Below are 26,064 nucleotides of genomic sequence, written 5' to 3' on the forward strand. Positions count from 1 at the left end.
GCGCGCAACTACTACTTCAGCCGCGACTTCCGCGACGTTCCCGCGACGGCCCAGTCCAAGCAGGAAGAGTGGGCCCAGGGCTTCATCCTCAACTTCAAGTCCGGCTACACCCCGGGCCCGGTCGGCTTCGGCGTCGACGCCATCGGCCTGCTCGGCATCAAGCTGGACAGCAGCGCGGATCGCGCCGGTACCGGCCTGCTGCCGGGGGCATTCGGTGACGAGGCGCCCGACGACTACAGCCGTGCCGGGGCGGCGCTCAAGGTCAGGGTCTCCAAGACCGAGCTGAAGATCGGCGAGCTGCAGCCCAACCTGCCGGTGCTGACCTTCTCCGACATCCGCCTGCTGCCGCCGACCTACAGTGGCGCCAGCATCGTCTCCCAGGAAATCGCCGGGCTGACCCTGCAGGGCGGCCAGATGCGCGCCACCAGCCTGCGCAACGAGGCGGGCGATGACGACATCCGCGCCCTGATCCCCACCGGCACGCGCTACCGCCCGACAACCACCAGCGACGGCTTCAACTATCTGGGCGCCGACTACGCCTTCAACCAGAACCGCACCAGCGTCGGCGCCTGGTACGCCCAGCTGGAAGACATCTACAACCAGCGCTTCTTCAGCCTCAAGCACAGCGAGCCGCTGGGCGCCTGGACCCTGGGCGCCAACCTCGGCTACTTCGACTCCGCCGAGGATGGCGACGAACTGGCCGGCGAGATCGACAACCAGGCGTTCTACACCCAGCTGTCGGCCAAGCGCGGCGGCCACAACTTCCTGATCGGCTACCAGGCCATGTATGGCGAGCACGGTCTGCCGCGGGTGTTCGCCAACGTGACGCCGCTGGGCAACGAAGTGCCGACCTTCGAATTTGCCGCGCCCGACGAGCGTTCCTGGCAGGCGCGCTACGACTACGACTTCGCCGCCCTCGGCATTCCGGGCCTGATCAGCACCGTGCGCTACATCACCGGCGACAACGTCGATACCGGTGGCGCCGAGGAAGGCAAGGACTGGGAGCGCGACCTGGACCTCGGCTACACGGTGCAGAGCGGCCCGCTGAAGAACGTCAGCGTACGCGTGCGCAATGTGGTCGCGCGTTCCAACTACCGTCCCGATATCGACGAGAACCGTCTGATCGTCAGCTACAGCCTGGCGCTGTTCTAGTCGTTGGTCAGCGCGCCGATGGGCGCCAGCGGACTGGCCGCAGCCTGTTGCGGCCAGTCCGCCTGCTTCACAACCCATAACAACAACGAGAGAGGTGGACATCATGGCTTTGTTCAACAAGGCACTGACTGCAGCGGCGCTGGCCGTGGCAGGTATCCTGGGTAGCGCCGCTGTGCAGGCGGAAAACCTGCGCCTGGCCCACATCGTGCCGCCCAGCCATGTCTGGCATCAGATTGCCGAACGCTTTTCCGCACAGCTGGACAAGGAGAGCGCCGGCCGCTTCGCCACCAGGATCAGCCCCCAGGCCAAGCTCGGCCGCGATCCGCAGCTGATCAAGCTGCTGCAATCGGGTGGCATCCAGTTCGCCATCCTCACCGCCGGCGACCTGTCCAACCGCAGCGAGTCGATGCAGGCCTGGTTCCTGCCCTACACCTTCACCGATGTGGCCCACGCCGGTGCGGCCGCCCGCACGCCGGCGGCCCGCGAAATGCTCCAGCAGCTCGATGGTCACGGCATGGTCGGCCTCGGCTACGCCTTCGCCGGCATGCGCCATGTGCTCTCCACCAAGCCGGTGCGCTCGCCGGCCGACCTGCACAACAAGAAGATCCGCTCCTTCCCCAACGAGATCTACAGCGACTGGTGGCAGGCCAACGGCGCGGCGCCGACCGCCCTGCCGCTGAGCGAGGTGTCGCCGTCGCTGACCACCAACCTGCTGGATGCGGTGGACGTCGATCTGGATGTGGTGGTGGGCCTCAAGTTCTACCAGCAGGCCGGCAACCTGGCACTGACCAACCATATGGCCTTCCCCGGCGTGATGGTGGTGTCGAAGAAGTGGTGGGAGCGCCAGAGCAGCGAGGATCGCGAGCTGATCGGCCGCGTGTTCGCCGAGGCGGAAGCCTGGGGCATCCAGAAGCAGGTCGAGGCCGAGGCCGCCAACCTCAAGACCCTCAAGGACGCCGGAGTGAATGTGGAGGAGATCGCCCTCGCGCCGTTCCAGAGCGTCGGCAAGGACATCGCGGCCAAGTACACCGCGCGCAACCCGACCATCAAGGCCTTCGCCGAGCAGGCTGCTGCACTCGCGAACTGACCCGCTCGCATTGATCTTGCTGCGATGCCCGCTGCGCGCTTGCGCGAGCGGGCTTGTGCCAACCGATAAGGTGATCCGCCATGCTGTCCTTATTCTACAAACTGGATAACGCCGTCGCGTCGCTGGAAAAGTTGTTGATGGTGATCATGTGTGGCGCGCTGGCGCTGCTGCTGATTGCCCAGGCGACACTGCGTTACGTGTTCAGCGCGCCACTGTTCTGGGCCGAGGAAGTGGCCCTGTTCCTGCTGCTGGGGGTGACCTTCTTCGGCATGAGCTATCTGCTGCACGAAAACAAGCTGATCAACATCGACTTCGTGCTGGTGGCCCTGAAGGCGCCGCTGCGGGCGCTGGTCGAGTGCGTCAATGCGCTGCTCGGCGTGGCGCTGCTGGGCTTCCTCTGCTGGCTCAGCTACGCATGGGTGGCGGCGCCGGAAGTCCGTATGGAAATGTCGGCCACTACCGGCCTGCCGCGCTGGCTGAACTACGGCTTCCTGCTGGCGGCCCTGTGTCTGATGCTGTTCCACCAGGTCGTCGCACTGTTCAAGCGCGTCGAGCTGCTGCTGGCCGGAGCGGCGAAATGAGCGTGCTGCTGAGTTTCCTCGCCCTGCTGCTGGGCGGCCTGCCGATCCTGTTCACCCTGCTGGCGGCGACCCTGCTGTTCATCTATGTCGAGGACGTGTTCGTGCTCGCCGAGAGCTTGCCGACCCAGTTCTACGGCGCGCTGGAGCAGAATGGCCTGCTGGCAATCCCGGTGTTCATGCTGGTCGGCGAGGTGATGAACAAGGGCGGCCTGACCGAGCGGCTGATCGCCGCCGCCAACGTGCTGGTCGGCCGCTTCAAGGGCGGCCTGGCCTACGTCAACCTGCTGACCAACGCCATGGCGGCGTCGATCCTCGGTTCGGCCATCGCGCAGATTGCGGTGATGAGCCGGCTGATGGTGCCGGCCATGGAGAAGCAGGGCTACGACAAGTCGTTCGCCGCAGCGGTGACCATTTCCGGCGGACTGCTCGGGCCGATCATCCCGCCATCCATGCTGATGATCATCTACGGGGTGATTTCCCTCCAGCCGGTCGCCACCCTGTTCGTCGCCGGCATCCTGCCGGGCGTGCTGATGGTGATGGGCTTTGCCGCGGTGATCATCATCACCGGGCTGTTCGTCGAGCTGCCCGCCGGCGGCGCCGCGGCCGCCGCGGACGACGGCGCGCAGGCGAGCGTCTGGAGCCAGCTGGCGCCGGGCCTGTTGCCGGGGCTGGTGCCCTTCGCGGTGATCGCCGGCATCGTCTCCGGGGCGATGACGCCGACCGAGGCGGGTGCCGTGGCGGCGCTGCTGTCGATCCTCATCGGCGGGGTGATCTACCGCGACCTGAAGTTCGCGGACATTCCAGCGATCCTGCTGGAGGTGTCGAAGAGCACCGCGATGATCACCAGCCTGATCGCCGCGGCGACCGTGCTCGGCTGGGCGCTGTCGTTCCAGGAAGTGCCGGACCTGCTGGCCGGCTGGATCCGCGAGTTCAGCGACTCGCCGCTGATGTTCCTGCTGCTGGTCAACCTGCTGATGATCGTGCTGGGCATCTTCCTCGAGTCGATCGCGGTGATGATCGTGTTGGTGCCGATCCTGCTGCCAGCAGCCGTCGCCATGGGCGTTGATCCAGTGCACTTCGGCGTGGTCACCGCGCTGGCCACCCTGGTCGGTCTGGTCACCCCGCCGGTCGGCCCCGGCCTGTTCGTGGTAATGAGCCAGAACCAGATGAAGATGGGCGATCTGTTCAAGGCGATGATCCCCTTCCTGGCGATGATGCTGGCCGTGATGGCGGTGATCAACGCCTTGCCGGCGTTGTCGACCTGGCTGCCGAAGGCGCTGGGCATGTAGCGCTTCGCGGGGACGGCGGAGGACGCTCAGCCCCGCGCCGCACTCACCCCCTCGAGGGTGGCGAACGAGGTGTCCTTGGCGGTGAGCAGGAAGTCGCGCATGAACGGCGCGTCCAGCATGTCGGCGCGGATGCCGGCGTAGAGGGTCGCGTACAGGCCCTTTTCGCCGAGCTTCTTCGCCGTGACGTAGCCGCGCGAGCTGTATTCGTGCAGCGCCCAGTTGGGCAGGCAGCTCACCCCGCGGCCGCTGGCCACCAGCTGCAGCATCATCACCGTCAGCTCGGCGGTGCGCACGCCGGCCGGCTCGACGTCGGCCGGGTCGAGGAAGCGGGTGAAGATGTCCAGGCGGTCGCGTTCCACTGGATAGTGGATCAGCGTCTCGCCGGCCAGGTCCTCGGCGCTGACATAGGCCTTGCTCGCCAAAGGATGCTGGTTGGCCACCGCCAACTGCGCCTCGTAGGTGAACAGCGGCACGTAGGTGATGCCGGCCAGCTCGACCGGGTCGGAGGTGACCACCAGGTCGAGGTCGCCGCGCGCCAGCGCCGGCAGCGGGGCGAAGGAGAAGCCCGAGGCCAGGTCCAGCTCCACCTCCGGCCAGGCGTCGCGGAACTGGTCGATGGTCGGCATCAGCCACTGGAAGCAGCTGTGGCATTCGATGGCCATGTGCAGCCTTCCCGCCGTCCCTCCGGCCAGGCGCGCCAGGTCGCGCTCGGCGCTGCGCAGCTGCGGCAGAATCGCGTCCGCCAGCTGCAGCAGGCGCAGGCCGGCGCTGGTGAAGCGCACCGGCTTGGTCTTGCGCACGAACAGCGACAGGCCGAGGCGCTCCTCCAGTTCCTTGAACTGGTGGGAGAGGGCGGACTGGGTTAGGTGCAGGCGCTCGGCGGCCTCGACCAGACTGTCGGATTCGCGCAGGGCGTGCAGGGTTTTCAGGTGGCGCAGTTCGATCATGGCGGAATGTCCGGGGCAGGCTTTGCGCGTGTGGGAGGCGCGCCCTCGCGGCGATGCGGGCCGCAGGCCTGCCGGAAACCGGGCGTCACCCGGCGGTCGGGCCTCTCACGCTGCAGTGTGAATAAAAATACAGATCATCACGAATTTATTGAGTTTGTCTCATGTGGCGCCGACTGTCGAGAATGACGGCCATCACCCACATGGAGACAGACAAATGGCATTGGCGCACACCCTCGGCTTCCCGCGCATCGGCCGCGACCGCGAGCTGAAGAAGGCCCTCGAAGCCTACTGGAAGGGCGAGCTGGACGAGGCCGGCCTGCGCGCGGTTGGCCGCCAGTTGCGCGCCGAGCACTGGCAGGTGCAGAAGGGCGCCGGCATCGAGCTGCTGCCGGTGGGCGACTTCGCCTGGTACGACCAGGTGCTCAACCACTCGTTGATGTTCGGTGTGGTGCCGGATCGCTTCCGCGACGGCGAAGGCCGCGTCACCCTCGACACCCTGTTCGCCATGGCCCGCGGCGTGAGTGGCGGCTGCTGCGGGGGGAGCGGGGCCCAGGCGCAAGAGATGACCAAGTGGTTCGACACCAACTACCACTACCTGGTCCCCGAGTTCAGCCGCGACCAGCAGTTCCAGCTGAGCTGGGAGCAGCTGTTCGAGGAGACCGCGGAGGCGCTGGCGCTGGGCCACCGGGTCAAGCCGGTGCTGATCGGTCCGCTGACCTACCTGTGGCTGGGCAAGGTGCGCGGAGATGAGTTCGACAAGCTGGAACTGCTCGAGCGCCTGCTGCCGGTGTACGGCGAGGTGCTCGGCCGCCTGGCGGCGCTCGGTGTCGAGTGGGTGCAGATCGACGAGCCGATCCTCGGCCTCGACCTGCCGCAGGAGTGGAAGACCGCCTTCGAGCGCGCCTACAACCTGCTGCAGCAGACGCTGCCGAAGAAGCTGCTGACCACCTACTTCGCCGGCCTGGAGGACAACCTCGGCCTGGCCGCCAATCTGCCGGTGGACGGCCTGCACATCGACCTGGTGCGCGCCCCCGAGCAGTACCCGACCATCCTCGACCGCCTGCCGGCGTACAAGGTGCTCTCCCTGGGCGTGGTCAACGGCCGCAACGTCTGGCGCTGCGACCTGGAACAGACCCTGGACGTGCTGCGCCATGCTCACGAGCGTCTCGGCGAACGCCTGTGGGTGGCGCCGAGCTGCTCGCTGCTGCACAGCCCGGTGGATCTCGGTCGTGAAGACCAGCTGGACGCCGAACTGCAGGGCTGGCTGGCCTTCGCCGTGCAGAAGTGCGCGGAGGTGGCGACGCTCGCCCGCGCCTTGAACGAGCCGGACGCGCCCGAGGTGCAGGCCGCGTTGGCGCAGAGCCGCGCCGTGCAGCAGGCGCGCGCGCAGTCGCCGCGCATCCACAATCCGGCGGTGGAGCAGCGCCTGGCCGCGGTGACACCGGCCGACAGCCGCCGCGCTTCGCCGTTCGCCGCGCGCATCGAGCAGCAGCGCGCCCGTCTCGACCTGCCGGCGTTTCCCACCACTACCATCGGCTCCTTCCCGCAGACCGGGGCGATCCGCCTGGCGCGCCAGGCGTACAAGCTGGGCAAGCTGAGCGAGAGTGACTATATCGAGGCCATGCAGGCCGAGATCCGCCATGCGGTGAGCGTGCAGGAGAAGCTGGGCCTGGACGTGCTGGTGCACGGCGAGGCCGAGCGCAACGACATGGTCGAGTACTTCGCCGAGCAGCTCGACGGCTACGCCTTCACCCGCTTCGGCTGGGTGCAGAGCTACGGCTCACGCTGCGTCAAGCCGGCGGTGATCGTCGGTGATCTGAGCCGCCCGCAGGCGATGACCGTGGCGTGGATCGCCTACGCGCAGAGCCTCACCGCCAAGCCCATGAAGGGCATGCTGACCGGCCCGGTGACCATGCTGATGTGGTCGTTCCCGCGCGAGGACGTCAGCCGCGAGGTGCAGGCGCGCCAGCTGGCGCTGGCGATCCGCGACGAGGTGCAGGACCTGGAAGCCGCCGGGATCGGCATCGTGCAGATCGACGAGGCGGCGTTCCGCGAGGGCTTGCCGCTGCGCCGCGCCGCCTGGCAACACTACCTGGACTGGGCGGTGGACGCTTTCCGCCTGTGTTCCAGCGGGGTGGCCGATGCCACGCAGATCCACACCCACATGTGCTACAGCGAGTTCAACGACGTGATCGAGGCGATCGCGGCGATGGACGCCGACGTCATCACCATCGAGACCTCGCGCTCGCAGATGGAGCTGCTGGAAGCCTTCGAGGCGTTCGAGTATCCCAACGAGATCGGCCCGGGTGTCTACGACATCCACTCGCCGCGGGTGCCGACGGTGGCGGAGATGGTCGCGCTGATCGAGAAAGCGGCGGAGCGTATCCCGGCCGAGCGGCTGTGGGTCAACCCCGACTGCGGCCTGAAGACCCGCGGCTGGGGAGAAACCTTCGCGGCGCTGGAGCACATGGTCGCCGCGGCGCGTCAGCTGCGTGAGAGGGTGAGGGTGGCGGCGTGATCTGCAGCTCGATCGTTCCCACGCTCCGGCGTGGGAGTGCCATGACGGGTGCTCCCGCGCCCTGGTCGGCTGTCCAGGGCAATCGCATGAACGCCGGACAGTCTGAGTGTCCGCATTCCTCGCAGGCATCCTGAGGGCGGTTGCACTCAGTTTTTGCGGTCGCCCCTGGCTTGTGGCTGATAATGTTCAGCCGCATGTGCTTGTCGAATGTCCGACATCAGCCCTTGACGCGCACCATCCAGCGCATCCCAGCGCTCGGCAACATGAAGCGGCGGGATCGTGACCAACTCGCGACGGTCGAAACCGACCAGTGCCGCATCGACCAGTTCACCCACTTCCATCACCTCGGGGAGGGTGTTGACGTCAATGCCGGCACGCTCCCAAATCTCGGTGCGGGTCGATGCCGGCAGCACTGCTTGCACGTAAACCCCCTTGGGTGACAGCTCCAAGTTCAGACCCTGTGACAAAAATAGAACGAAGGCTTTGGTGGCTCCGTAGATCGACATACCGAACTCGGGCGCGAAACCCACCACCGAGCCAATGTTGACGATCGCGCCAGTACCGGACTGTGCGAAGCGCGGAGCGATCGCCGCAGCGAGCCGCGTCAGCGCTGTGGTGTTGAGTGTGATCAGGCGTTCGATGGTCTCAGCGGATTGCTCCAGGAAGCCCCCCGATTGAGGCGTGCCCGCGTTGTTGATCAAGACGCCGATACGGGCGTCATCGCGCAGTCGAGTTTCCAGCGCGGACAGGTCGGCGGGGCTTGTCAGGTCGGCCTGCAGCACTTCAACGGCCACATCGCTTGCCTCGCGCAAGCGCGCGGCCAGGTTATCCAGGCGCGACTTGTCGCGCGCTACAAGGACGAGGTCGTGGCCCCGGCGGGCGAAGCGCTCGGCGTAGGTGGCGCCGATGCCGCTGGAGGCACCGGTGATGAAGACAGTCGGAAGCGTGGTCATGGATTTTTCCTTTGTATCAGTCGTTCTGGTGGGGGGGGCAAACACGGTTGCCATCACATCTTGACCACGACCTTGCCCTTGGATCGTCCCTGGGCAAGGTACTCAAGCGCATCCTTTGCTTCCTCGAACGGAAACACCTTGTCGATCACTGGCTTGATGCGCTGGGCTTCGAGAAGTTTGCCGATTTCGGCGAGTTGAGCGCCATCGGGATGGACGAAGAGAAATGAGTAGGTGACTTCCCGCTTTCTGGCGAGCCGCATGACCTTGCGGCTCATCAGGCCGAATACGAACGTCAGGAACAAGTTCAGCCGTCGAGCGCGAGCGAACGCTGCGTCCAGCGGCCCGACGAGGGAGACGATCTTGCTTCCCGGCTTGAGGATGCCGATGGATTTTTCAATCGCGTCACCCCTGACGGTACCAAGCACAGCATCGTAGCCGCTCAGCACGTTCTCGAATGCTTGCTTCTTGTAGTCGACTACCTCGTCTGCACCCAGACTACGCACCAGTTCGACGTTGCCCGTGCTGGTGGTCGTTCCCACCTTGGCGCCAAGGTGCTTTGCCAGCTGGATGGCAAACGTGCCAATACCGCCGGACCCCGCAGGGATGAACACCTTCTGGCCGGCCCGAAGATTGGCGCGCTCCTTCAACGCTTGCCACGAGGTGAGTCCGACCATCGGGATCGAGGCCGCCTGCACGAAGTCCAGATTGGCCGGCTTCAGCGCGGCAGCGTTCTCCGGTACCACCGCGAGTTCGGCAATCGACCCCGTACCAAGGCCGAAGATGCTGGCGAAGACGGCATCACCTACCTTGAAGCGAGTCACGTCGCTGCCGACCTCCGTCACCACACCGGCCAGATCGCTGCCCAGCGTGGCCGGCAGTTGGAAATGCAGGACCGGTTTGAAGGTCCCGGTCGGAATCATGTTGTCGATCGGGTTCAGGCCGGCAGCGTGGACCTTTACCAGCAACTCGTTGGGCTTCAGCGTCGGGCGGGGAACATTGGCGAGCCCGATCTCGGGCGACTTGCCATAACGTTTGAAGATGAGTGCTTTCATGATTTGATTTTTCATCTCTTGGTCTTTCGTTTTCATCTGGTCGGTTCAGTCAGCGAGGAAGTCCAGAACCTCGGACACAAAGTCCTGGTGGTGCTGGAAAACGCCGCCGTGCCCGGAGTCCGGGTAGATCGTCAGCTGGGCATGACGAGCCTGGAGCGAGATGGCCTCGTCGCAGTCCTTGGTGCGTTCCTTCAACCCGGCGAAGTAGTCTTTCGCAACGCGCTTGCCTTGCGGCGTGCGGGTGGATTGCCTGTTGTCGAGGTGTTACTATCAAATTGAAACTAACGGTACTATCGATTTGAGAGTGAGTCACTATCAAAAACGTATGAACGGCGAAAATAATTGCAATGAGCCCTGCCCGATCGCGCGCAGCCTGGCTTTCGCTGGTGACGCGTGGAGCCTGCTGATCCTGCGGGACGCCCATGCCGGCCTCACGCGCTTCGACCAATTCCGGAAAAGCCTGGGCATCGCACCGACGATGCTGACCCGGCGGCTGGCGACGTTGACTGAGGAGGGATTGCTGGAGAAAAGGCGCTACTCGGAGCATCCGCCGCGAGAGGAGTATCTTCTGACCGCTGCCGGTCGCGATTTTCTGCCGGTGCTCTTCATGATTGGCGAGTGGGGACGCCAATACCGGGGGGGCGGCAAGCTGGTTCGTTTCTTCGACGCTGAAACAGGAACAGAAATCAAGGCGGTGGCAGTGGATGAAGTGACCGGGGCAAGGATCGGGACTCGTCCGATACGTATAGTCACGCCAGAGGAAAGCTGACAGGAGACTTGATCGACCGGATGGCTGCCCTACGTATCAGACGGTGGTGGACGCAGCCCTTTGAGCACCAAACTTCACCACAGTCAGCCTTTGTCGGCCACGATCACCTCAGTTGCGGGGAGCTGCTCGATCAGCTCAGGTGCCGCGGCTCAGATCATTGATCTGCCCACCAGCGATTTCGAACCCCACCGACAAATCATGCGCATCCATCGACAGACCCTAGGCTTTGCGCGGGGGGTCACGACAGCACCGGCCCGGCCTGCTCGCGCTCGCGGATGCCCTGCTCGATGGTGGCGGCGAAGCGCTGCAGCGCCGGCAGGTAGCGCTGGGCGGCCTGCTCGATGGTCATCGCCTTGAGCACGTAGACCAGGTTGACGCAGCCGTACACGCGCTGTTCGCCGCGGATCGGCACGGCGATGGAGGCGATGCGTTCCTCGGTGTTCCAGCTGCCGTAGTTCTCGCCGTAGCCGCGGTGGCGGGTGCGGCGCAGCAGGTTGTCCAGCGCCACCGGGTTGCGCGCCAGGCGACTCTCCTCGTCGTCGCGCTTGGCCAGCAGCTCGACGATCCGTTCGCGCTCGGCGTCCGGGCAGAACGCCAGGTAGGCCAGGCCGGTGGCGGTGATCAGCATTGGCAGGCGGCGGCCGACCATCGAGCGGTGGAACGACAGGCGGCTAAAGCGGTGGGTGGTCTCGCGCACCACCATGGCGTCCACGTCCAGGGTGCACAGGTCGGTCGGCCAGTGCACCTCCTGCAGCAGCTCGGCCAGCAGCGGTGCGCCGAGTTCGGAAATCCACTGCTCGTCGCGGAAGCCCTCGCTCAGTTCGCGCACCTTGAGGTTGAGGCGAAAGCTGTCGTCCGACTCGCTGCGCCGCACGTAGCCCTCGTCCTGCAGGGTTTCCAGCAGGCGGCGCACCGTGGTGCGGTGCAGCCCGGTCAGCTCGGCCAGCTGCGCCGGACTGGCGCCGCCGTCCACGCGGTTGAGGGCGTTGAGGATCTGCAGGCCACGGGTCAGGCCGCGCACGGTCTTGTATTCGGTCTCGCGCGTGCTGCTCATCTTGCGGTTACCAAGGGAAGGTCCGGTTTCCCAATATTCAAACACGCCGGCCGCTTGCCGGCCCAGAGCCGAGGCGCGTCGCGCGGCCGGTTTTCCACAGGCAAAAAAGGGTCTTTGCGCCGGCGGCAGACGCCGCGCTGGGGCTGCACACCTCCAAAACGCCCCGCGCTTCATGAAAAATCTTTTTAAAACAATGGCGTGCACATAGTGCACGGAAGGGCAGATAGTTTTTTTCCTTCCCGAGTCACGCCCCTAGAATGGCCAGCGTACGTTCTGAACAAAAAACAACCAGGGAATAGACCGGCCTGAGGACGAATGGATGGCGGGCTCGCATGCGCGGTGCTACCGGTAGTCCACGGCAAATTTCCTGACACGTTGCGCTTTGGTCGGCGGAGGCGGGTGGTCTCCAACGATCACGGAGGTTTCATGACTGTAAAACTCAAATGCCTGTCGCATACCCCCTTGCGTGGCTTGAATGACCCGGGCGCCGCTGTCGTCGCCGAAGTCGATGCGGCGCTGGCCAAGGCCCGTGCCGAGGTCGAGGCCTTCGATCCCGAGCTGATCGTGATCTTCGCGCCGGACCATTACAACGGCCTGTTCTACGACCTGATGCCTCCGTTCGTGATCGCCACCGCCGCCGACTCGGTGGGCGACTACCTGACCCAGCCCGGCCCGCTGTCGGTGGACCGGAGTCTGGCCCTGGAGCTGACTCGCCACGTGCTCGACAGCGACGTCGATATCGCCCTGTCGCACCGCCTGCAGGTTGACCACGGCTGCACCCAGACCCTGGAAGAGCTGACCGGCAGCATCGACCGCTACCCGGTGATCCCGATCATCATCAACTCGGTGGCCCCGCCGTTCGCCCCCTATCGCCGGGTGCGCAAGCTGGGCGAGGCGGTCGGTCGCTTCATCGCCAAGCTCGACAAGCGCGTGCTGATCCTCGGTACCGGCGGTCTGTCCCACGAGCCGCCCGTGCCGCTGCTGGCCGATGCTCCCGAGGCCATCGCCGAGTTCCTGATCGCCGGACGCAACCCGACTCCGGAAGCCCGTGCCGCCCGCCAGGCGCGCACCATCGCCGCCGGCAAGATCTACGGCACCTCGGAGTCGCTGCAGACCCCGCTCAACGCCGACTGGGACCTGGCCTTCATCGACCTGCTGGTGCAGGGCCGCCTCGACGAGATCGACGAGTTCAAGATCGACGAGATCTCCAAGGCCGCCGGCCGCTCGGCCCATGAAGTGCGCACCTGGGTCGCCGCCTTCGCGGCGCTGGCTGCCACCGGCGCCTACACCGCCCGCCAGGACTACTACCGGGCGATCAACGAATGGATTGCCGGCTATGGCGTGGTAAGCGCCGAGCAGAACTGAGCCCCTGCGCGGGTTGCAGCCGTCCACCACAAGAATGCGTCACCCGCCGCGTGTGCAGCGGAGAGAGAGGACTAGAAACATGAGCAACATCGACACCCAGATCCCCAGCGAAGCCGAAATCGTCGCCCGTGCCGAGGCGATGATCCCCTGGCTGCGCGAGAAGGCCGAGTCCTGCGAGAAGGCGCGCATGGTTTCCCGCGAGACCATCCAGGCCTTCCAGGAAGCCGGCTTCTTCAAAATCCTGCAGCCCAAGCGCTGGGGCGGCTACGAGATGCACCCCAACGTGCTCAACAAGGTGCTGATGGAACTGGCCCGCGGCTGCCCGTCCAGCGCCTGGAACGTGATGGTGCTCGGTGTGCATCCCTTCGAGATCGGCCTGCTCGACCCGCGCTGCGGCGACGAGCTGTGGGGCGAGGACAACACCCGTCTGGTGTCCTCTTCCTACGCGCCCTTCGGCACCGTCACCCGCGTTGACGGCGGCTACCAGCTCAACGGCGAGTGGCTGACCTCCAGCGGTTGCGACCACGCCGCCGGCGGCGCCTTCCTCGGCGGCCGCGTGGTCAACGATGCCGGTCAGATGGAGTTCCGCTCGTTCTGGGTGCAGGCCAGCGACTTCGAGATCGTTGACGACTGGCATGTGGTCGGCCTGGCCGGCACCGGCAGCAAGAAGCTGATCATCAAGGAAGTGTTCGTACCGACCTATCGCAGCCACGTGATCGGCGACTACGACGAGCACTCTCACGGCCACGTCAACAACCTGTTCAAGATGCCGTTCTTCTACGTGTTCTACGCCGCGGTGTCCTCGGTGATCATCGGCATGGCGCGTGGCATGGTCGACCTCTATGTTGACCACATGAAGCCGCGTCAGAACCTCAACCAGGCCGTCGGTGCCGCGGTCAACGACCCGTTCATCAAGAGCCGCCTGGGCGAGGCCTACGCCAAGATCCTCGGCGCCACCACCCGCGTGCTGCACAACACCGAGGAAGCCTGGAGCTATGCTTCCCAGGGCCAGCTGGTGCCGCTGGAGGTGCGCGTGCGCCACTTCGCCACCAACCAGTTCACCGGCGGCGAGTGCTTCGATGCGGCGCACATGATCTTCAAGAAGACCGCCACCCGTGGCGTGTGGCTGAGCAGCCCGATGCAGCGCCAGATGCGCGACATCCTGGTCGGTGCCAACCACATCACCCAGAACCAGGACAACATCGGCGACCTGCTCGGCGGCCAGCTGCTTGGCAACCCGATGCCGGCGGCTAACCCGTTCGGCGTCAAGGCCTGAGTCGCCATCGATGGGCGGACCATGTAGTCCGCCCGCACCTGCCTGCTGCGTGAGAGATAAAGCCGTGAGCAAAGAGATCAACCAGCTGCTGGACTGGATTCCCAACGCCGACCTGGCCGCCCTGCCGGTGGTGAGCGCCGACGACCACCGCGTCGGCATGCGCAACCTGGCCGCCGCCGTCACCATCATCACTGCGCGCGACGGCGATACCCATCTCGGCCTGACCGCCACCGCGGTGTGCTCGGTGACCGCCGAGCCGCCGCGCCTGGTGGTGTTCGTCAACAAGAAGGTCGCCGCCAGCGAGGCCATCCTCAAGAGCGGCGCCCTGTGCGTCAACGTGCTGTCCGGCGACCAGGAGCATGAAGCCAAGGTGTTCGCCGGCATGGTCGAGGGCGTGCATGGCGAGGCGCGCTTCCAGCATGGCCAGTGGCATGACCTGGCCAGCGGTGTGCCGGTGCTCGACGGCGCCGTGGCCAATTTCGATTGCCGCGTGGTCAAGGTCTTCGATGAAAGCACCCACCACGCCTTCCTCTGCGAGGTCCTGGCCACCCGTGGCCAGCCGGGCGGCGAGCCGCTCCTGTACCTGAACGGCGCCTTCCGCCGCCTCGCCCCCCAAGCCTGATTTCGAGGAACACGTTGATGACCAGTATCACCCTGAGCGAAGCCTCCACCAGCAAGTTCGTCCGCATCCAGGACGGCGAGCTCGACCTCAACATCCACTACAACGACTGCGGGGAAGGTGCGGAAACCGTGGTCATGCTGCACGGCTCCGGTCCCGGCGCCAGCGGCTGGGCCAACTTCAACCGCAACATCGAGCCGCTGGTAGCCGCCGGCTTCCGGGTGATCCTCATGGACTGCCCGGGCTGGAGCAAGAGCGACAGCATCGTCTGCACCGGCTCGCGTTCCGACCTCAACGCCCGCGTGCTCAAGGGCCTGGTCGACGCGCTGGAGCTGGATCGCGTGCACATCCTCGGCAACTCCATGGGTGGCCACAGCGCCGTCGCCTTCGCCCTGGCCAACCCCGAGCGCGTCGGCAAGCTGGTGCTGATGGGCGGTGGCACCGGCGGCATGAGCCCCTTCGTGCCGATGCCGAGCGAAGGCATCAAGCTGCTGCAGGGCCTGTACCGCGAGCCGACCATCGAAAACTTGAAGAAGATGATGAACATCTTCGTCTACGACACCAGCGACCTCACCGAGGAGCTGTTCCAGGCTCGTCTCGATAACATGCTCAACCGTCGCGATCACCTGGAGAACTTCGTCAAGAGCCTGGCGGCCAACCCCAAGCAGTTCCCCGACTTCAGCCCGCGTCTCGCCGAGATCAAGGCGCAGACCCTGGTCATCTGGGGCAGCAACGACCGCTTCGTGCCGATGGACACCGGCCTGCGCCTGCTCGCCGGCCTGCCCAACGCCGAGCTGCACGTATTCAACCGTTGCGGCCACTGGGCGCAGTGGGAGCACGCCGACAAGTTCAACCGCATGGTGCTGGACTTCCTGAGCCACTGATCCGCTTGCGGCCGGCGCCTCGCTGCCGGCTCCGTTTATCGGTCTACCCGGCCTCTGGCCGAAGCCGGGTCTCCTGCCTGTACCACCCGTCCGCCGGCACACCGGAGCGCGGGCCAGTACAGGCTTTTTATTGTTAAAAATCCTTTAAAAACAATAGCGTGCACTAAGTGCACGCTTGGCTTGTTTTTCATTGTCGGGGTTTTCCGGCCGTTCCTATACTCGCGGCGACAACAAAGGCCCCACGGCAGGTGCGGCCAAGCCTGCGGGCTTCGCCCCGTCGCTCCCTGCCCGGCCACCGACAGCCACCGGTCCACGATCCGCTCACGGTTCGACGGCGGCACCCGAATTGCGCGCACCCGAGGTAAGCCATGAGCGTGACCCAACAGACCCTGGAACAACTGGCCGCCGCCCTGCGCGGCGCCGAGGCGAGCGGGGTGGCCGTCGAGCCGCTGCGCGAGCTGATCGGCGTGGATAACGGCGCGGCGGCCTACGCCATCCAGCGCCTCAACATCGCCCACGGCGTCGCCAACGGCCGCCGCGTGGTCGGCCGCAAGATCGGCCTGACCAACCCCAAGGTGCAGGCCCAGCTCGGCGTCGACCAGCCGGACTTCGGCACCCTGTTCGCCGACATGGGCTACGGCGACAACGAGGTGGTGCCGTTCAACCGCGTGCTGCAGCCGAAGATCGAGGCCGAGATCGCCCTGATCCTCGAGCGCGACCTGCCGCGCGCCGACACCACCTTCGCCGAACTGGTAGCGGCCACCGGCTGGGTGCTGCCGGCGCTGGAAATCGTCGGTTCGCGCGTGCAGGCCTGGAACATCCGCTTCGTCGACACCGTGGCCGACAACGCCTCCAGCGGCTGCTACGTGCTCGGCGGTCCGGCGCGGCGCATCGCCGATGTCGACCTGCGTCTGGCCGCCATGCGCATGACCCGCAATGGCGAGGAGGTCTCCAGCGGCAGCGGCGCCGAGTGCCTCGGCCATCCGCTGAATGCCGCCGTGTGGCTGGCGCGCACCATGGCCAGTCTGGGCGAGCCGCTCAAGGCCGGCGACGTCATCCTCACCGGCGCCCTCGGGCCGATGGTGGGCGTGGCCGCGGGCGACCGCTTCGAGGCCGAAATCGAAGGCATCGGCCAGGTCGGCGTCAGTTTCAGCGCCGAGTGATTTCCTCGCCCCACCTGGGTGCAGTAGAGAGAACCAGAATGAAAAAACTCAAAGTCGCCATCGTCGGCTCCGGCAACATCGGCACCGACCTGATGATCAAGATCCTGCGTAACGGCAAGAACCTGGAAATGGGCGCCATGGTCGGCATCGACCCGGCCTCCGACGGTCTGGCCCGCGCCGCGCGCATGGGCGTGGCCACCACCCACGAGGGCGTCGAAGGCCTGACCCGCATGGACGTGTTCAAGGACATCGACTTCGTCTTCGACGCCACCAGCGCCGGCGCGCACGTCAAGAACGACGCCTTCCTGCGCTCGCTCAAGCCAAACATCCGCCTGATCGACCTGACCCCGGCGGCCATCGGCCCGTACTGCGTACCGGTGGTCAACCTGGAAGAGCACCTGGATGCGCTGAACGTCAACATGGTCACCTGCGGCGGCCAGGCCACCATCCCGATGGTCGCCGCGGTATCGCGCGTGGCCAAGGTGCACTACGCCGAGATTGTCGCCTCGATCGCTTCCAAGTCGGCAGGACCGGGCACCCGTGCCAACATCGACGAGTTCACCGAAACCACCACCCAAGCCATCGAAGTGATCGGTGGCGCCGCCAAGGGCAAGGCGATCATCGTCATGAACCCGGCCGAGCCGCCGCTGATCATGCGCGACACCGTGTTCGTGCTGTCCGAGCTGGTCGACCAGGCCAAGGTCGAAGCCTCGGTCGAGGAAATGGCTGCCGCCGTGCAGGCCTACGTGCCGGGCTACCGCCTCAAGCAGAAGGTGCAGTTCGACGTGATCCCGGAGGACGCGCCGCTGACCATCCCCGGCCACGGCCAGTTCTCCGGCCTCAAGACTTCCGTGTTCCTCGAAGTCGAAGGCGCCGCCCACTACCTGCCGGCCTACGCCGGCAACCTCGACATCATGACCTCCGCCGCGCTGGCTACCGCCGAGCGCATGGCGCTGTCCATCATCAACGCCTGAGGAGACCCGCCATGACCTTCGACCCGAGCAAGAAGCTGTACATCTCCGACGTGACCCTGCGCGACGGCAGCCATGCCGTGCGCCACCAGTACTCGATCCAGAACGTGCAGGACATCGCCCGCGCCCTGGACGAGGCCAAGGTCGACGCCATCGAAGTCACCCACGGCGACGGCCTGCAGGGCTCCAGCTTCAACTACGGCTTTGGCGCGCACACCGACCTGGAGTGGATCGAGGCCGCCGCCGACGTGATCAAGCACGCGCGGATCACCGTGCTGCTGCTGCCCGGCATCGGCACCGTCCACGACCTCAAGGCTGCCTACGACGCCGGCGCCCGTTCGGTGCGCATCGCCACCCACTGCACCGAAGCGGACGTGTCGAAGCAGCACATCGAGTACGCGCGCAGCCTGGGCATGGACACCGTCGGCTTCCTGATGATGAGCCACATGATCCCCGCCGAGCAGCTCGCCGCCCAAGGCAAGCTGATGGAAAGCTACGGCGCGCAGTGCATCTACATGGCCGACTCGGGCGGCGCGATGAACATGCAGGACATCCGCGACCGCATGCGCGCGTTCAAGGCCGTGCTCGATCCACAGACCCAGACCGGCATGCACGCCCACCACAACCTCAGCCTCGGCGTGGCCAACTCGATCACCGCGGTGGAAGAGGGCTGCGACCGTATCGACGCCTCGCTGGCCGGCATGGGCGCCGGCGCCGGCAACGCGCCGCTGGAGGTATTCATCGCCGCCGCCGAGCGCATGGGCTGGAACCACGGCACCGACCTGTACCGGCTGATGGACGCCGCCGACGACCTGGTGCGTCCGCTGCAGGACCGTCCGGTGCGCGTCGACCGCGAGACCCTCGGCCTGGGCTACGCCGGCGTCTACTCGAGCTTCCTGCGCCACGCCGAAGTGGCCGCCGAGAAGTACGGTCTGAAGACCCTGGACATCCTCGTCGAACTGGGCAAGCGCCGCATGGTCGGCGGCCAGGAAGACATGATCGTCGACGTCGCCCTGGATCTGCTCAAGCGCTGAGTCTGCGGAAAAGAACCATCTCGGCTGCCGCAAGGCAGCCGGTTGTCGTCGTCCCCCCAAATGAGAGGCACAACAATAATGACGACCTACACTGCGCAACACACCGAGGTCACTGCCGTGAATCAAGACAGTCGCCGTACCTGGCTGACCATCGCCCTGTGCTTTGCTGTCGCCGTGCTGGAAGGCATCGACTTCCAGGCGCCGGGCATCGCCGCGCGCGGCATGGCCGCCGCCTTCGAGCTGGACAAGCTACAGATGGGCTGGGTATTCAGCGCCGGCATTCTCGGCCTGCTGCCCGGCGCGCTGGTCGGTGGCTGGATGGCCGACCGCATCGGCCGTAAGCGGGTGTTGATCGCTTCGGTGGCGCTGTTCGGCATCTTCTCCATCGCCACCGCCCATGCCTGGGAGCTGTACAGTCTGATGGGCGCGCGTCTGTTGACCGGCGTTGGCCTCGGTGCGGCGCTACCCAACCTGATTGCCCTGTGCTCGGAGGCTGCCGGCGAGCGCCTGCGCGGTACTGCGGTGAGTCTGATGTACTGCGGCGTGCCGCTGGGCGCGGCCTCGGCGGCGATGATCGGCATCGTCGGCTTCTTCGACGACTGGACCGTGCCGTTCTATGTCGGCGGCGTATTGCCGCTGCTGGTGTTGCCGCTGCTGGTACTGTGGCTGCCAGAATCCGCCGCCTTCCGTGCCAAACAAGCGTCGTCCTCCCAGCAGGTACGTGTGCCGGTGGTTCAGGGACTGTTCCACAACGGCGCGGCGCTGCCGACCGTGCTGCTGTGGGTGGCCTACTTCTTCACCCTGATGGTGGTGTACATGCTGATCAGCTGGCTGCCGAGCCTGCTGGTCGGCCAGGGTTTCAGCGGCGTGCAGGCCAGTTGGGTGATCTTCTCCCTGCAGATCGGCGCCACGCTCGGCACCCTGATGCTCGGCGTGCTGATGAACACCCTGCGTCCGCTGGCGATCGCCGGGCTGATCTATATCGGCCTGCTCGCCGCGCTGGCTGCCCTCGGCATCGCCGAGAGCTTCGCCAGCATGCTGGTGGCCGGATTCGCCGCCGGGGTGTTCGCCACCGGCGGGCAGGGCGTGCTCTATGCCTTGGCACCTCTGTTCTACCGCACCGAAGTGCGCGCCACCGGCGTCGGCAGCGCGGTAGCGGTTGGGCGGCTGGGCGCCATGAGCGGCCCGCTGGTAGCCGGCAAGATGCTGGCGCTGGGCACCGGCACCGCCGGGGTGATGATTGCCTCGGCTCCGGGCCTGGTGGTCGCCGGCATCGCGGTGTTCTACCTGTTCGTGCGTTCGCGCAAGAACCCGTTGGCGAACTGATCGTCGGCCCAGCGGCGGTACCCGGTCAGGGACCGTCGCGGGCAGGCAAGTTAGCGCTGCAGCGGTCGGGGCGAGGTGCCTTCGTCCCCGGCCTGCGGCAGCAGGGCACGCGGCGCCAGCCGTTCGTGCACGACAACCGGGGCAGCCTCGCTGCCGCCGGTTTTCTGCGTTTGCAGGTAGCGCGCCAGTTTCTGCTGCTGCATCGGGCCGAGCAGCAGGCCGAGTTTGCTGCGCCGCCAGAGGATGTCCTCCAAGGTGACGGCCCACTCCTCCTCGCACAGATAGTCCACCTCGCGGGCGTACAGGCCGGCGCCGAAGTTCTCGCCCAGATCCATCAGGCAGTGCACGTCCTCCAGCAGTTGCCAGGCGCGGGTGCCATAGCTGTTTGCCCAGCGCCGCGCCAGGTCGCTGGCCAGCCAGCCGTGGGCATCGCACAGCGCCTCGGCCAGGGTGCTCACTGAGTCCAACTCCTCGGCGCCGGGTAGCTTGCTGCTCGCCGTCCAGGTCGGTCCCATCGGCGGCAGGAACGGCGCCAGTTGCTCCAAAACCGCCTCGGCCAGCTTGCGGTAGGTGGTCAGCTTGCCGCCGAACACCGACAGCAGCGGCGTGCCGTCGTGCTCGCTGCTCAGCTTCAGGTGGTAGTCGCGGGTGACCGCCGAGGGGTTGTCCTCGGCATCGTCGTACAGCGGGCGCACGCCGGAGAAGTGGCTGACGATGTCGCGGCGCTCGATCTGCTTGCGGAAGTGGGCGTTGGTCACCTCTAGCAGATAGTCGATCTCCTCGTCGCTAATGCGCACGTCGGCCGGATCGCCCTGGTACTCGCGGTCGGTGGTGCCGATCAGGCTGAAGCGCTGCAGATAGGGAATGACGAAGACGATGCGGCCATCGCGGTTCTGCAGGATGTAGGCCTGCTCGCCGTCGTGCAGGCGCGGCACCACGATGTGGCTGCCCTGCACCAGGCGCAGTTGCTGCTTGCCCGGCTGGTGCAGGGTGTCGCGCAGGACCTGCGCGACCCAGGGCCCGGCAGCGTTGACCAGCGCCCTGGCGCGCAGGGAAAAGCGGCTGCCATCCGCGCGCTCCAGTTGCAGGTGCCACAGGCCCTTGCTGCGTCGCGCGCCGATGCAGCGGGTGCGGGTGTGGATGTGCGCGCCGTGCTCGCGGGCGCTCATGGCGTTGAGCACCACCAGGCGTGCGTCGTCGACCCAGCAGTCGGAGTATTCGAAGCCTTCGCTGATCTCGGCCTTGAGCGGGCAGCCGGCGCCGAAGGTCAGGTGGCGCGAGCCGGGCAGGCTGTGGCGGGCGCCCAGGTGGTCGTAGAGGAACAGGCCGGCGCGGATCATCCACGCCGGGCGCAGGTGTGGGCGGTGCGGCAGGATGAAGCGCATCGGCCGCACCAGGTGCGGCGCCATGCCGAGCAGTATCTCGCGTTCGCCGAGGGCCTCGCGCACCAGGCGGAACTCGTGGTGCTCCAGATAGCGCAGGCCGCCGTGGATCAGCTTGCTGCTCGCCGAGGAGGTGTGCGCGGCGAGGTCATGCTGCTCGCAGAGAAATACCGACAGGCCGCGTCCGGCGGCGTCGGCGGCAATGCCGCAACCGTTGATGCCGCCGCCGATCACCGCCAGGTCGTAGACCTCGGCCAGCGGGGCGGTGCCGTACAGGGATGCTGTCATGATGGCTGCGCCTTTTCTTGTGTGTCTGGAGTCCATTGCCCGTTCTCTGGGCCTGACTGCCCGACTGTTGGCTTTTGCGTTACCTTTGACTTCATTCTCGACCCTTTTCATGAAGCCAGCATAACCCCTGCCATAGATCTGTTGAAGAAAGTTCGCGCACCTCACATGGTTCACAGTTACAGCCACGATCCCAAGGCGCCGTCCTACGGTCTGGAGGCGGCGGAGAAGCTCGGCCTCGCGCCGGAGCGGGTGTTCAAGACCCTGCTCGCCGCCAGCGAGAAGGGCGAGCTGCTGGTCGCGGTGGTGCCGGTGGCCGGCAGCCTCGACCTCAAGGCGCTGGCCCAGGCCGCGGGCGTGAAGAAGGCCGAGATGGCCGACCCGGCGGCGGCGCAGCGCGCCACCGGCTACCTGCTCGGCGGCATCAGCCCGCTGGGCCAGAAGAAACGCCTGCGCACCTTCATCGACGAATCGGCGCGGGCGTTCCCGACCGTTTTCGTCAGTGCCGGTCGTCGTGGCCTGGAGGTGGAGCTGGCCGCCGAGGTGCTGGCGCAGCACACCCAGGCCGGCTTTGCGCCCATCGGCCGCGGCTGACAACTAGCCGCACAGGCACTGGCGCGGGATTTATCTGCGATGCTGTAAGGACACATCGTGAATGCAGGTGCCCCGGCTGGTTGTGCGGACCGTGGGGCCTGCCGCCACACGGAGGTTCCGCCATGCCCGCCCATCTGCTCGCCATCGACCAAGGCACCACCAGCAGCCGCGCCATCGTCTTCGATGCCGCCGGCCGGGTGTTGGCCCAGGCCCAGCAGGAGTTCCGCCAGCACTTCCCCCGCGACGGTTGGGTCGAGCACGACGGCGAGGAGATCTGGCAGGGCGTGCTGCAGGTGTGCCGGGCGGCGCTGAGCCAGGCCGGCCTGGAGGCCCGGCAGATCGCCGCCATCGGCATCACCAACCAGCGCGAGACCACCCTGGTATGGGAGGCGGCCAGCGGCGCGCTGATCCATCCGGCCATCGTCTGGCAGGACCGGCGCACCGCCGCCGCGTGCGCCGCGCTCAAGTCCGCCGGCCATGAGCCACGGGTAGCGGCGAAGACCGGCCTGCTACTCGATCCGTACTTCTCCGCCACCAAGCTGCGTTGGCTCCTCGATCAGGTGCCCGGCGCCCGCGAGCGCGCCGAGCGTGGCGAGTTGCGCTTCGGCACCGTGGACAGCTTCCTGCTCTGGCGCCTCACCGGCGGCCGGGTGCACCGCACCGACGCCAGCAACGCCGCGCGCACCCTGCTGTTCGACATCCACACCCAGCGCTGGGACGACGAGCTGCTGGCGCTGTTCGACATTCCGCCGAGCCTGCTGCCGGAGGTGCTCGATTGCGCCGCCGAGTTCGGCAGCACCGATCCGGCCCTGTTCGGCGCGCCCATCCCGATCCGCGGCATGGCCGGCGACCAGCAGGCCGCGCTGTTCGGCCAGGCCTGCTTCGCCCCGGGCATGCTCAAGAGCACCTACGGCACCGGCTGCTTCATGATCCGCAACACCGGAGCCACGCCGCTGGTCTCGCACCATCGCCTGCTGACCACGGTGGGCTACCGCCTGCAGGGCGAGACCACTTATGCCCTCGAGGGGAGCATCTTCGTCGCCGGTGCGGCGCTGCAGTGGCTGCGCGACGGCATCCGTCTGATCGCGCACGCCAGCGACAGCGAGGCGCTGGCCGAGCAGACCGATGCGGCCAGCGGCGTGTACCTGGTGCCGGCCTTCACCGGTCTCGGCGCGCCCTACTGGGACCCGCAGGCGCGCGGGGCGATCCTCGGCCTCACCCGCGACACCGGGATCAAGGAGATCGTCACCGCCGGGCTGCAGGCGGTGTGCTACCAGAGCCGCGACCTGCTCGAGGCCATGCGCCTGGACGGCGCCGGCGCGCTGACCGCGCTGCGTGTGGATGGCGGCATGGTGGCCAACAACTGGCTGATGCAGTTCCTTGCCGACATCCTCGGCGTAGCGGTGGAGCGACCGCAGGTTATCGAGACCACCGCCCTCGGCGTGGCCAGTCTGGCCGGCCTGCAAAGCGGGGTGTACCAGGACCTCGACGAGCTGGCGACGCGCTGGCAGGCGAGCCAGCGCTACCTTCCGGGCATGGCCGAGGTGCGCCGCCAGGCGCTGTATGCCGGCTGGCAGGATGCCGTGCGCCGGGTGCGCAGCGGCGACGTGGGGTGAGCGCGTCGCCGCTGCCGGGGATTACGACTCGCGCTGCATCTGCGCGGTATAGGCGACCGTCAGCTCCTGCATCTGCGTCAGCAGGCTTTCGGTGGTGATGGCGATCACCGTCGGTACGTAGCGGCCTTCCGCGGACAGCTCGAAGCCGACCCGCGAGTACTGCCACTGGGCGTCGGCCTTGCTCAGCGCCGCGCTGATCTCGCGGGTGTTCTGCTTGGCGTTCTGCAGCTCGCCCAGCGCCTGGCCGAACTCGTTCACCGCCTGCTTGAACTGCTCGTCCAGGCTGTTGACCGGCAGGTGCCAGCTGCGCGCCAGGTACAGCTTGGCGATGCGCTGGCTGAGCATGCGCTGGCGACCGCTACGGTTGACCAGCCAGGCGCTGCTGCTGCCGGTGTGACGCTCGATCAGCTGCACCACCTTCTCGCACTGCGCCAGCAGCTCGTCGCTCAGCCCCAGCAGCTCGACGGCGCGCTGCTTGTCCGGGCTGCTCAGGGCCAGCTCGCGATAGCGCTGCCACAGGCCGCCGGCCTTGCCCAGTTCGCTGCGGATGGTGTCGTTGGGCGCGTATTCGACCAGCGCCAGGTGGTTCTTCTCGAAGGTGGCCATGCTCTGGTCGAGTTGGACGTTGGCCTCGTCGGCGCGCACCTCGGTGCCGATCATCAGGTAGCTCTTGGCGATGCGCTGGCTGAGCATGCGCTGCATGCCGGACAGGTTGACCGCTTCGGCGTTGCCGATGGCGGCCTGGGTCACCGGGCTGCACAGGCCGAGTACGAGTAGCAGGGGGAGGGCAAGGCGTTTGATCATGATGGTTTTCCTTTGGTGGAACGTGGCGGCGGAGACCGCCGCCCACAAGGTGACGGGCTCCTCCGGAGCCCGCTGGATCAGTAGCTGTACTGCAGTTGCACCCAGAACTTGTCGGTATCGACGGCGAACTCGTCGGCAGCGTAGCGGGCGTACTTGACCAGGCCGGTTAGTCCCTTGATCCCGGGGATCGCGCGGCCATAGGAGAGGTCGAGTTCCTCGCCGTACTGGCTGGAGCCTTCCTCGGCGCGGAAATCGTGGTACCAAGCCTGCAGGGTGCCGCCGAGCAGCGCGGTGCTGGCGCCGAGGTAGGCATCCTTGATGCCGTCGGCCGGGGTGGTGAGGAACACGTCGGCCCAGCCCTGGAAGGCGTGCTTGGTCGCCAGCGGGGTCTGGAAGGCGCGGTTGCCGGGGCCGTCGTCGCCGCCGAGCACCTCGTAGCCGGCCTTGAGCTGCACACCCGCGAAGGTATAGCCCAGCTCGGCCAGGTAGTAGTCGCTGTCCAGCTCGAGGGGGTTGTCGGCGTAGTCCTGCTGCTGGGCGTACTCGAGGACGTAGCTGATGCCCTGCACGGCGCCGTTCAGGCGCACGCCGCTGGTCTTGCTGGACAGCGTGCCGTAGGCGCCGGCGGCGCTCAGGGCGAGGTTGTCGAGGCCGAGCAGGTAGTGGTAGGCGGTGACGGTCAGCTCCGGGCGCACGATGTACTGGGCGTTGAGCAGGTGGCTGTGGCCCTCGATGTTGGCCGGGTTGCTGCGATTGTCGAAGCGGCCGTTGTCCGGGCCGAAGATGCTGTTGATGTTGTCGAGATAGGCGTAGGTGAGGGTCAGGCCGTCGAGCGGCTTGAGCTGACCGAGCAACGCGTCGTAGGTCTGCTCGTTCTGCCGCCAGGCGACGCCGCCGACGAAGCGCTGGTTGTCGAGGTTGATGCGCTGGCGGCCGACCACCGCGCTGCCGCGGCTGTGGTCGTAGCGCAGCAGCGCTTGGTTGATCTCGCTGCCGTCCGGATCGGCGACCACCGAGTAGTCGGTCTGGCCGTTGCGGGTGTCGTTGTAGGCGGCATCGCCGAGGCGGGCGACGTTGTCGGCCTCGACCAGGGCGGACAGACCGTACCACTTGCCGCTCTGCAGGCTCAGGCGGGTGCGCAGGGTCTGGGCGTTGGCGTGGCCGAGGGGGTTGTCCTGATCGACGTGTTCGTAGCGGTAACGGGCGTCGATGCCGACCTTGCCCTCGGTGAACAGGTTGCCGAAGTCTTCGGCGGCGAAGGTGGCGTGGCTGAATGTGCTGGCGGCGATGGCAAGCGACAGCAGCGAGGGTTTCATCATGCGCATTCCAAGCGTTCCTTATGA

Annotated in this window: 24 protein-coding genes; 17 read left to right on the forward strand and 7 right to left on the reverse strand. The window is 66.6% G+C overall.

The features are described 5' to 3' along the window. From BMZ19_RS20990 to BMZ19_RS21005, 4 genes are all read left to right on the forward strand, one after another. Nucleotides 1-1,152: OprD family porin (locus tag BMZ19_RS20990; RefSeq protein WP_090313546.1), on the forward strand; the 1,152-nt coding region annotated here is incomplete at its 5' end. A 103-nt stretch (nt 1,153-1,255) separates the two neighbouring features. Then, entirely contained in the window at nt 1,256-2,239 is a 984-nt protein-coding gene (locus tag BMZ19_RS20995) for a TRAP transporter substrate-binding protein (RefSeq protein WP_090313611.1), read from the forward strand. An 80-nt stretch (nt 2,240-2,319) separates the two neighbouring features. Then, entirely contained in the window at nt 2,320-2,820 is a 501-nt protein-coding gene (locus BMZ19_RS21000; protein WP_090313548.1) for a TRAP transporter small permease, read from the forward strand. Further along, on the forward strand, nt 2,817-4,109 hold the full coding sequence (locus tag BMZ19_RS21005; RefSeq protein ID WP_090313550.1) for a TRAP transporter large permease: 1,293 nt from the start codon (nt 2,817-2,819) through the stop codon (nt 4,107-4,109). The genes BMZ19_RS21000 and BMZ19_RS21005 overlap by 4 nt, the downstream gene beginning before the upstream one ends. A gap of 26 nt (nt 4,110-4,135) precedes the next feature. On the opposite strand, the gene metR is transcribed toward BMZ19_RS21005, so the two are convergent. Beyond that, nucleotides 4,136-5,056, reverse strand: coding sequence for a transcriptional regulator MetR (gene metR, locus BMZ19_RS21010; RefSeq protein WP_090313551.1), 921 nt, complete (start codon nt 5,054-5,056; stop codon nt 4,136-4,138). Between the two features lie 214 nt (nt 5,057-5,270). Here metR and metE point away from each other — a divergent pair, with 214 nt between their 5' ends. Then, a complete protein-coding gene (gene metE / locus BMZ19_RS21015) occupies nt 5,271-7,574 on the forward strand; it encodes a 5-methyltetrahydropteroyltriglutamate--homocysteine S-methyltransferase (protein WP_090313552.1) in 2,304 nt (767 codons plus the stop codon). A 146-nt stretch (nt 7,575-7,720) separates the two neighbouring features. On the opposite strand, the gene BMZ19_RS21020 is transcribed toward metE, so the two are convergent. Together BMZ19_RS21020 and BMZ19_RS21025 are read right to left on the reverse strand one after the other, a co-directional pair. Next, the gene (locus BMZ19_RS21020) at nt 7,721-8,527 is read right to left on the reverse strand and encodes an SDR family NAD(P)-dependent oxidoreductase (RefSeq protein WP_090313554.1); all 807 of its coding nucleotides are present in this window, start codon (nt 8,525-8,527) and stop codon (nt 7,721-7,723) included. Nucleotides 8,528-8,580: 53 nt separating this feature from the next. Beyond that, nucleotides 8,581-9,579, reverse strand: coding sequence for an NADP-dependent oxidoreductase (locus BMZ19_RS21025; protein ID WP_090313613.1), 999 nt, complete (start codon nt 9,577-9,579; stop codon nt 8,581-8,583). Nucleotides 9,580-9,582: 3 nt separating this feature from the next. On the opposite strand from BMZ19_RS21025, the gene BMZ19_RS22490 reads away from it, so the two are divergent. After that, nucleotides 9,583-9,858, forward strand: a complete 276-nt coding sequence (locus tag BMZ19_RS22490) for a hypothetical protein (RefSeq protein ID WP_170847821.1) — start codon at nt 9,583-9,585, stop codon at nt 9,856-9,858. Between the two features lie 46 nt (nt 9,859-9,904). Then, a complete protein-coding gene (locus BMZ19_RS21035; protein ID WP_090313556.1) occupies nt 9,905-10,348 on the forward strand; it encodes a winged helix-turn-helix transcriptional regulator in 444 nt (147 codons plus the stop codon). Between the two features lie 238 nt (nt 10,349-10,586). Here BMZ19_RS21035 and BMZ19_RS21040 read toward each other — a convergent pair whose 3' ends face one another. Further along, on the reverse strand, nt 10,587-11,402 hold the full coding sequence (locus BMZ19_RS21040; RefSeq protein WP_090313558.1) for a DNA-binding transcriptional regulator: 816 nt from the start codon (nt 11,400-11,402) through the stop codon (nt 10,587-10,589). 426 nt (nt 11,403-11,828) lie between these two features. Between BMZ19_RS21040 and BMZ19_RS21045 the strand changes: the two genes are divergently transcribed. The 8 genes from BMZ19_RS21045 (at nt 11,829) to mhpT (ending at nt 20,040) form a co-directional block, all read left to right on the forward strand. After that, on the forward strand, nt 11,829-12,767 hold the full coding sequence (locus tag BMZ19_RS21045) for a 3-carboxyethylcatechol 2,3-dioxygenase (RefSeq protein WP_090313560.1): 939 nt from the start codon (nt 11,829-11,831) through the stop codon (nt 12,765-12,767). 79 nt (nt 12,768-12,846) lie between these two features. Then, a complete protein-coding gene (locus tag BMZ19_RS21050; protein ID WP_090313562.1) occupies nt 12,847-14,043 on the forward strand; it encodes an acyl-CoA dehydrogenase family protein in 1,197 nt (398 codons plus the stop codon). Nucleotides 14,044-14,107: 64 nt separating this feature from the next. Then, nucleotides 14,108-14,665, forward strand: coding sequence for a flavin reductase family protein (locus tag BMZ19_RS21055; RefSeq protein ID WP_090313564.1), 558 nt, complete (start codon nt 14,108-14,110; stop codon nt 14,663-14,665). A gap of 17 nt (nt 14,666-14,682) precedes the next feature. Further along, nucleotides 14,683-15,546 (forward strand): alpha/beta fold hydrolase, encoded by an 864-nt coding sequence (locus BMZ19_RS21060; RefSeq protein WP_170847822.1) that lies wholly within the window; start codon nt 14,683-14,685, stop codon nt 15,544-15,546. Nucleotides 15,547-15,914: 368 nt separating this feature from the next. Further along, nucleotides 15,915-16,709: a 2-keto-4-pentenoate hydratase gene (mhpD, locus tag BMZ19_RS21065; protein ID WP_090313568.1), complete on the forward strand. Its 795-nt coding sequence runs from the start codon at nt 15,915-15,917 to the stop codon at nt 16,707-16,709. Between the two features lie 38 nt (nt 16,710-16,747). Beyond that, nucleotides 16,748-17,683: an acetaldehyde dehydrogenase (acetylating) gene (locus BMZ19_RS21070; protein ID WP_090313570.1), complete on the forward strand. Its 936-nt coding sequence runs from the start codon at nt 16,748-16,750 to the stop codon at nt 17,681-17,683. A gap of 11 nt (nt 17,684-17,694) precedes the next feature. Continuing rightward, on the forward strand, nt 17,695-18,714 hold the full coding sequence (gene dmpG / locus BMZ19_RS21075; protein WP_090313572.1) for a 4-hydroxy-2-oxovalerate aldolase: 1,020 nt from the start codon (nt 17,695-17,697) through the stop codon (nt 18,712-18,714). 78 nt (nt 18,715-18,792) lie between these two features. Next, nucleotides 18,793-20,040: a 3-(3-hydroxy-phenyl)propionate transporter MhpT gene (mhpT, locus tag BMZ19_RS21080; protein WP_090313574.1), complete on the forward strand. Its 1,248-nt coding sequence runs from the start codon at nt 18,793-18,795 to the stop codon at nt 20,038-20,040. Nucleotides 20,041-20,090: 50 nt separating this feature from the next. Here mhpT and glpD read toward each other — a convergent pair whose 3' ends face one another. Then, nucleotides 20,091-21,710 (reverse strand): glycerol-3-phosphate dehydrogenase, encoded by a 1,620-nt coding sequence (gene glpD / locus BMZ19_RS21085; protein WP_090313576.1) that lies wholly within the window; start codon nt 21,708-21,710, stop codon nt 20,091-20,093. Nucleotides 21,711-21,830: 120 nt separating this feature from the next. Between glpD and ybaK the strand changes: the two genes are divergently transcribed. Both ybaK and glpK read left to right on the forward strand, forming a co-directional pair. Then, the gene (ybaK, locus tag BMZ19_RS21090) at nt 21,831-22,301 is read left to right on the forward strand and encodes a Cys-tRNA(Pro) deacylase (RefSeq protein ID WP_090313615.1); all 471 of its coding nucleotides are present in this window, start codon (nt 21,831-21,833) and stop codon (nt 22,299-22,301) included. Nucleotides 22,302-22,423: 122 nt separating this feature from the next. Next, nucleotides 22,424-23,917, forward strand: a complete 1,494-nt coding sequence (gene glpK / locus BMZ19_RS21095) for a glycerol kinase GlpK (RefSeq protein ID WP_090313578.1) — start codon at nt 22,424-22,426, stop codon at nt 23,915-23,917. 21 nt (nt 23,918-23,938) lie between these two features. On the opposite strand, the gene BMZ19_RS21100 is transcribed toward glpK, so the two are convergent. Together BMZ19_RS21100 and BMZ19_RS21105 are read right to left on the reverse strand one after the other, a co-directional pair. Then, the gene (locus BMZ19_RS21100) at nt 23,939-24,721 is read right to left on the reverse strand and encodes a type IV pili methyl-accepting chemotaxis transducer N-terminal domain-containing protein (RefSeq protein ID WP_342028262.1); all 783 of its coding nucleotides are present in this window, start codon (nt 24,719-24,721) and stop codon (nt 23,939-23,941) included. A 77-nt stretch (nt 24,722-24,798) separates the two neighbouring features. Further along, nucleotides 24,799-26,046 (reverse strand): alginate export family protein, encoded by a 1,248-nt coding sequence (locus BMZ19_RS21105; RefSeq protein WP_090313579.1) that lies wholly within the window; start codon nt 26,044-26,046, stop codon nt 24,799-24,801. Nucleotides 26,047-26,064 lie beyond the last annotated feature (18 nt).

It is taken from the genome of Pseudomonas linyingensis (genome assembly GCF_900109175.1).
In the GTDB taxonomy this organism is placed as follows: domain Bacteria; phylum Pseudomonadota; class Gammaproteobacteria; order Pseudomonadales; family Pseudomonadaceae; genus Geopseudomonas; species Geopseudomonas linyingensis.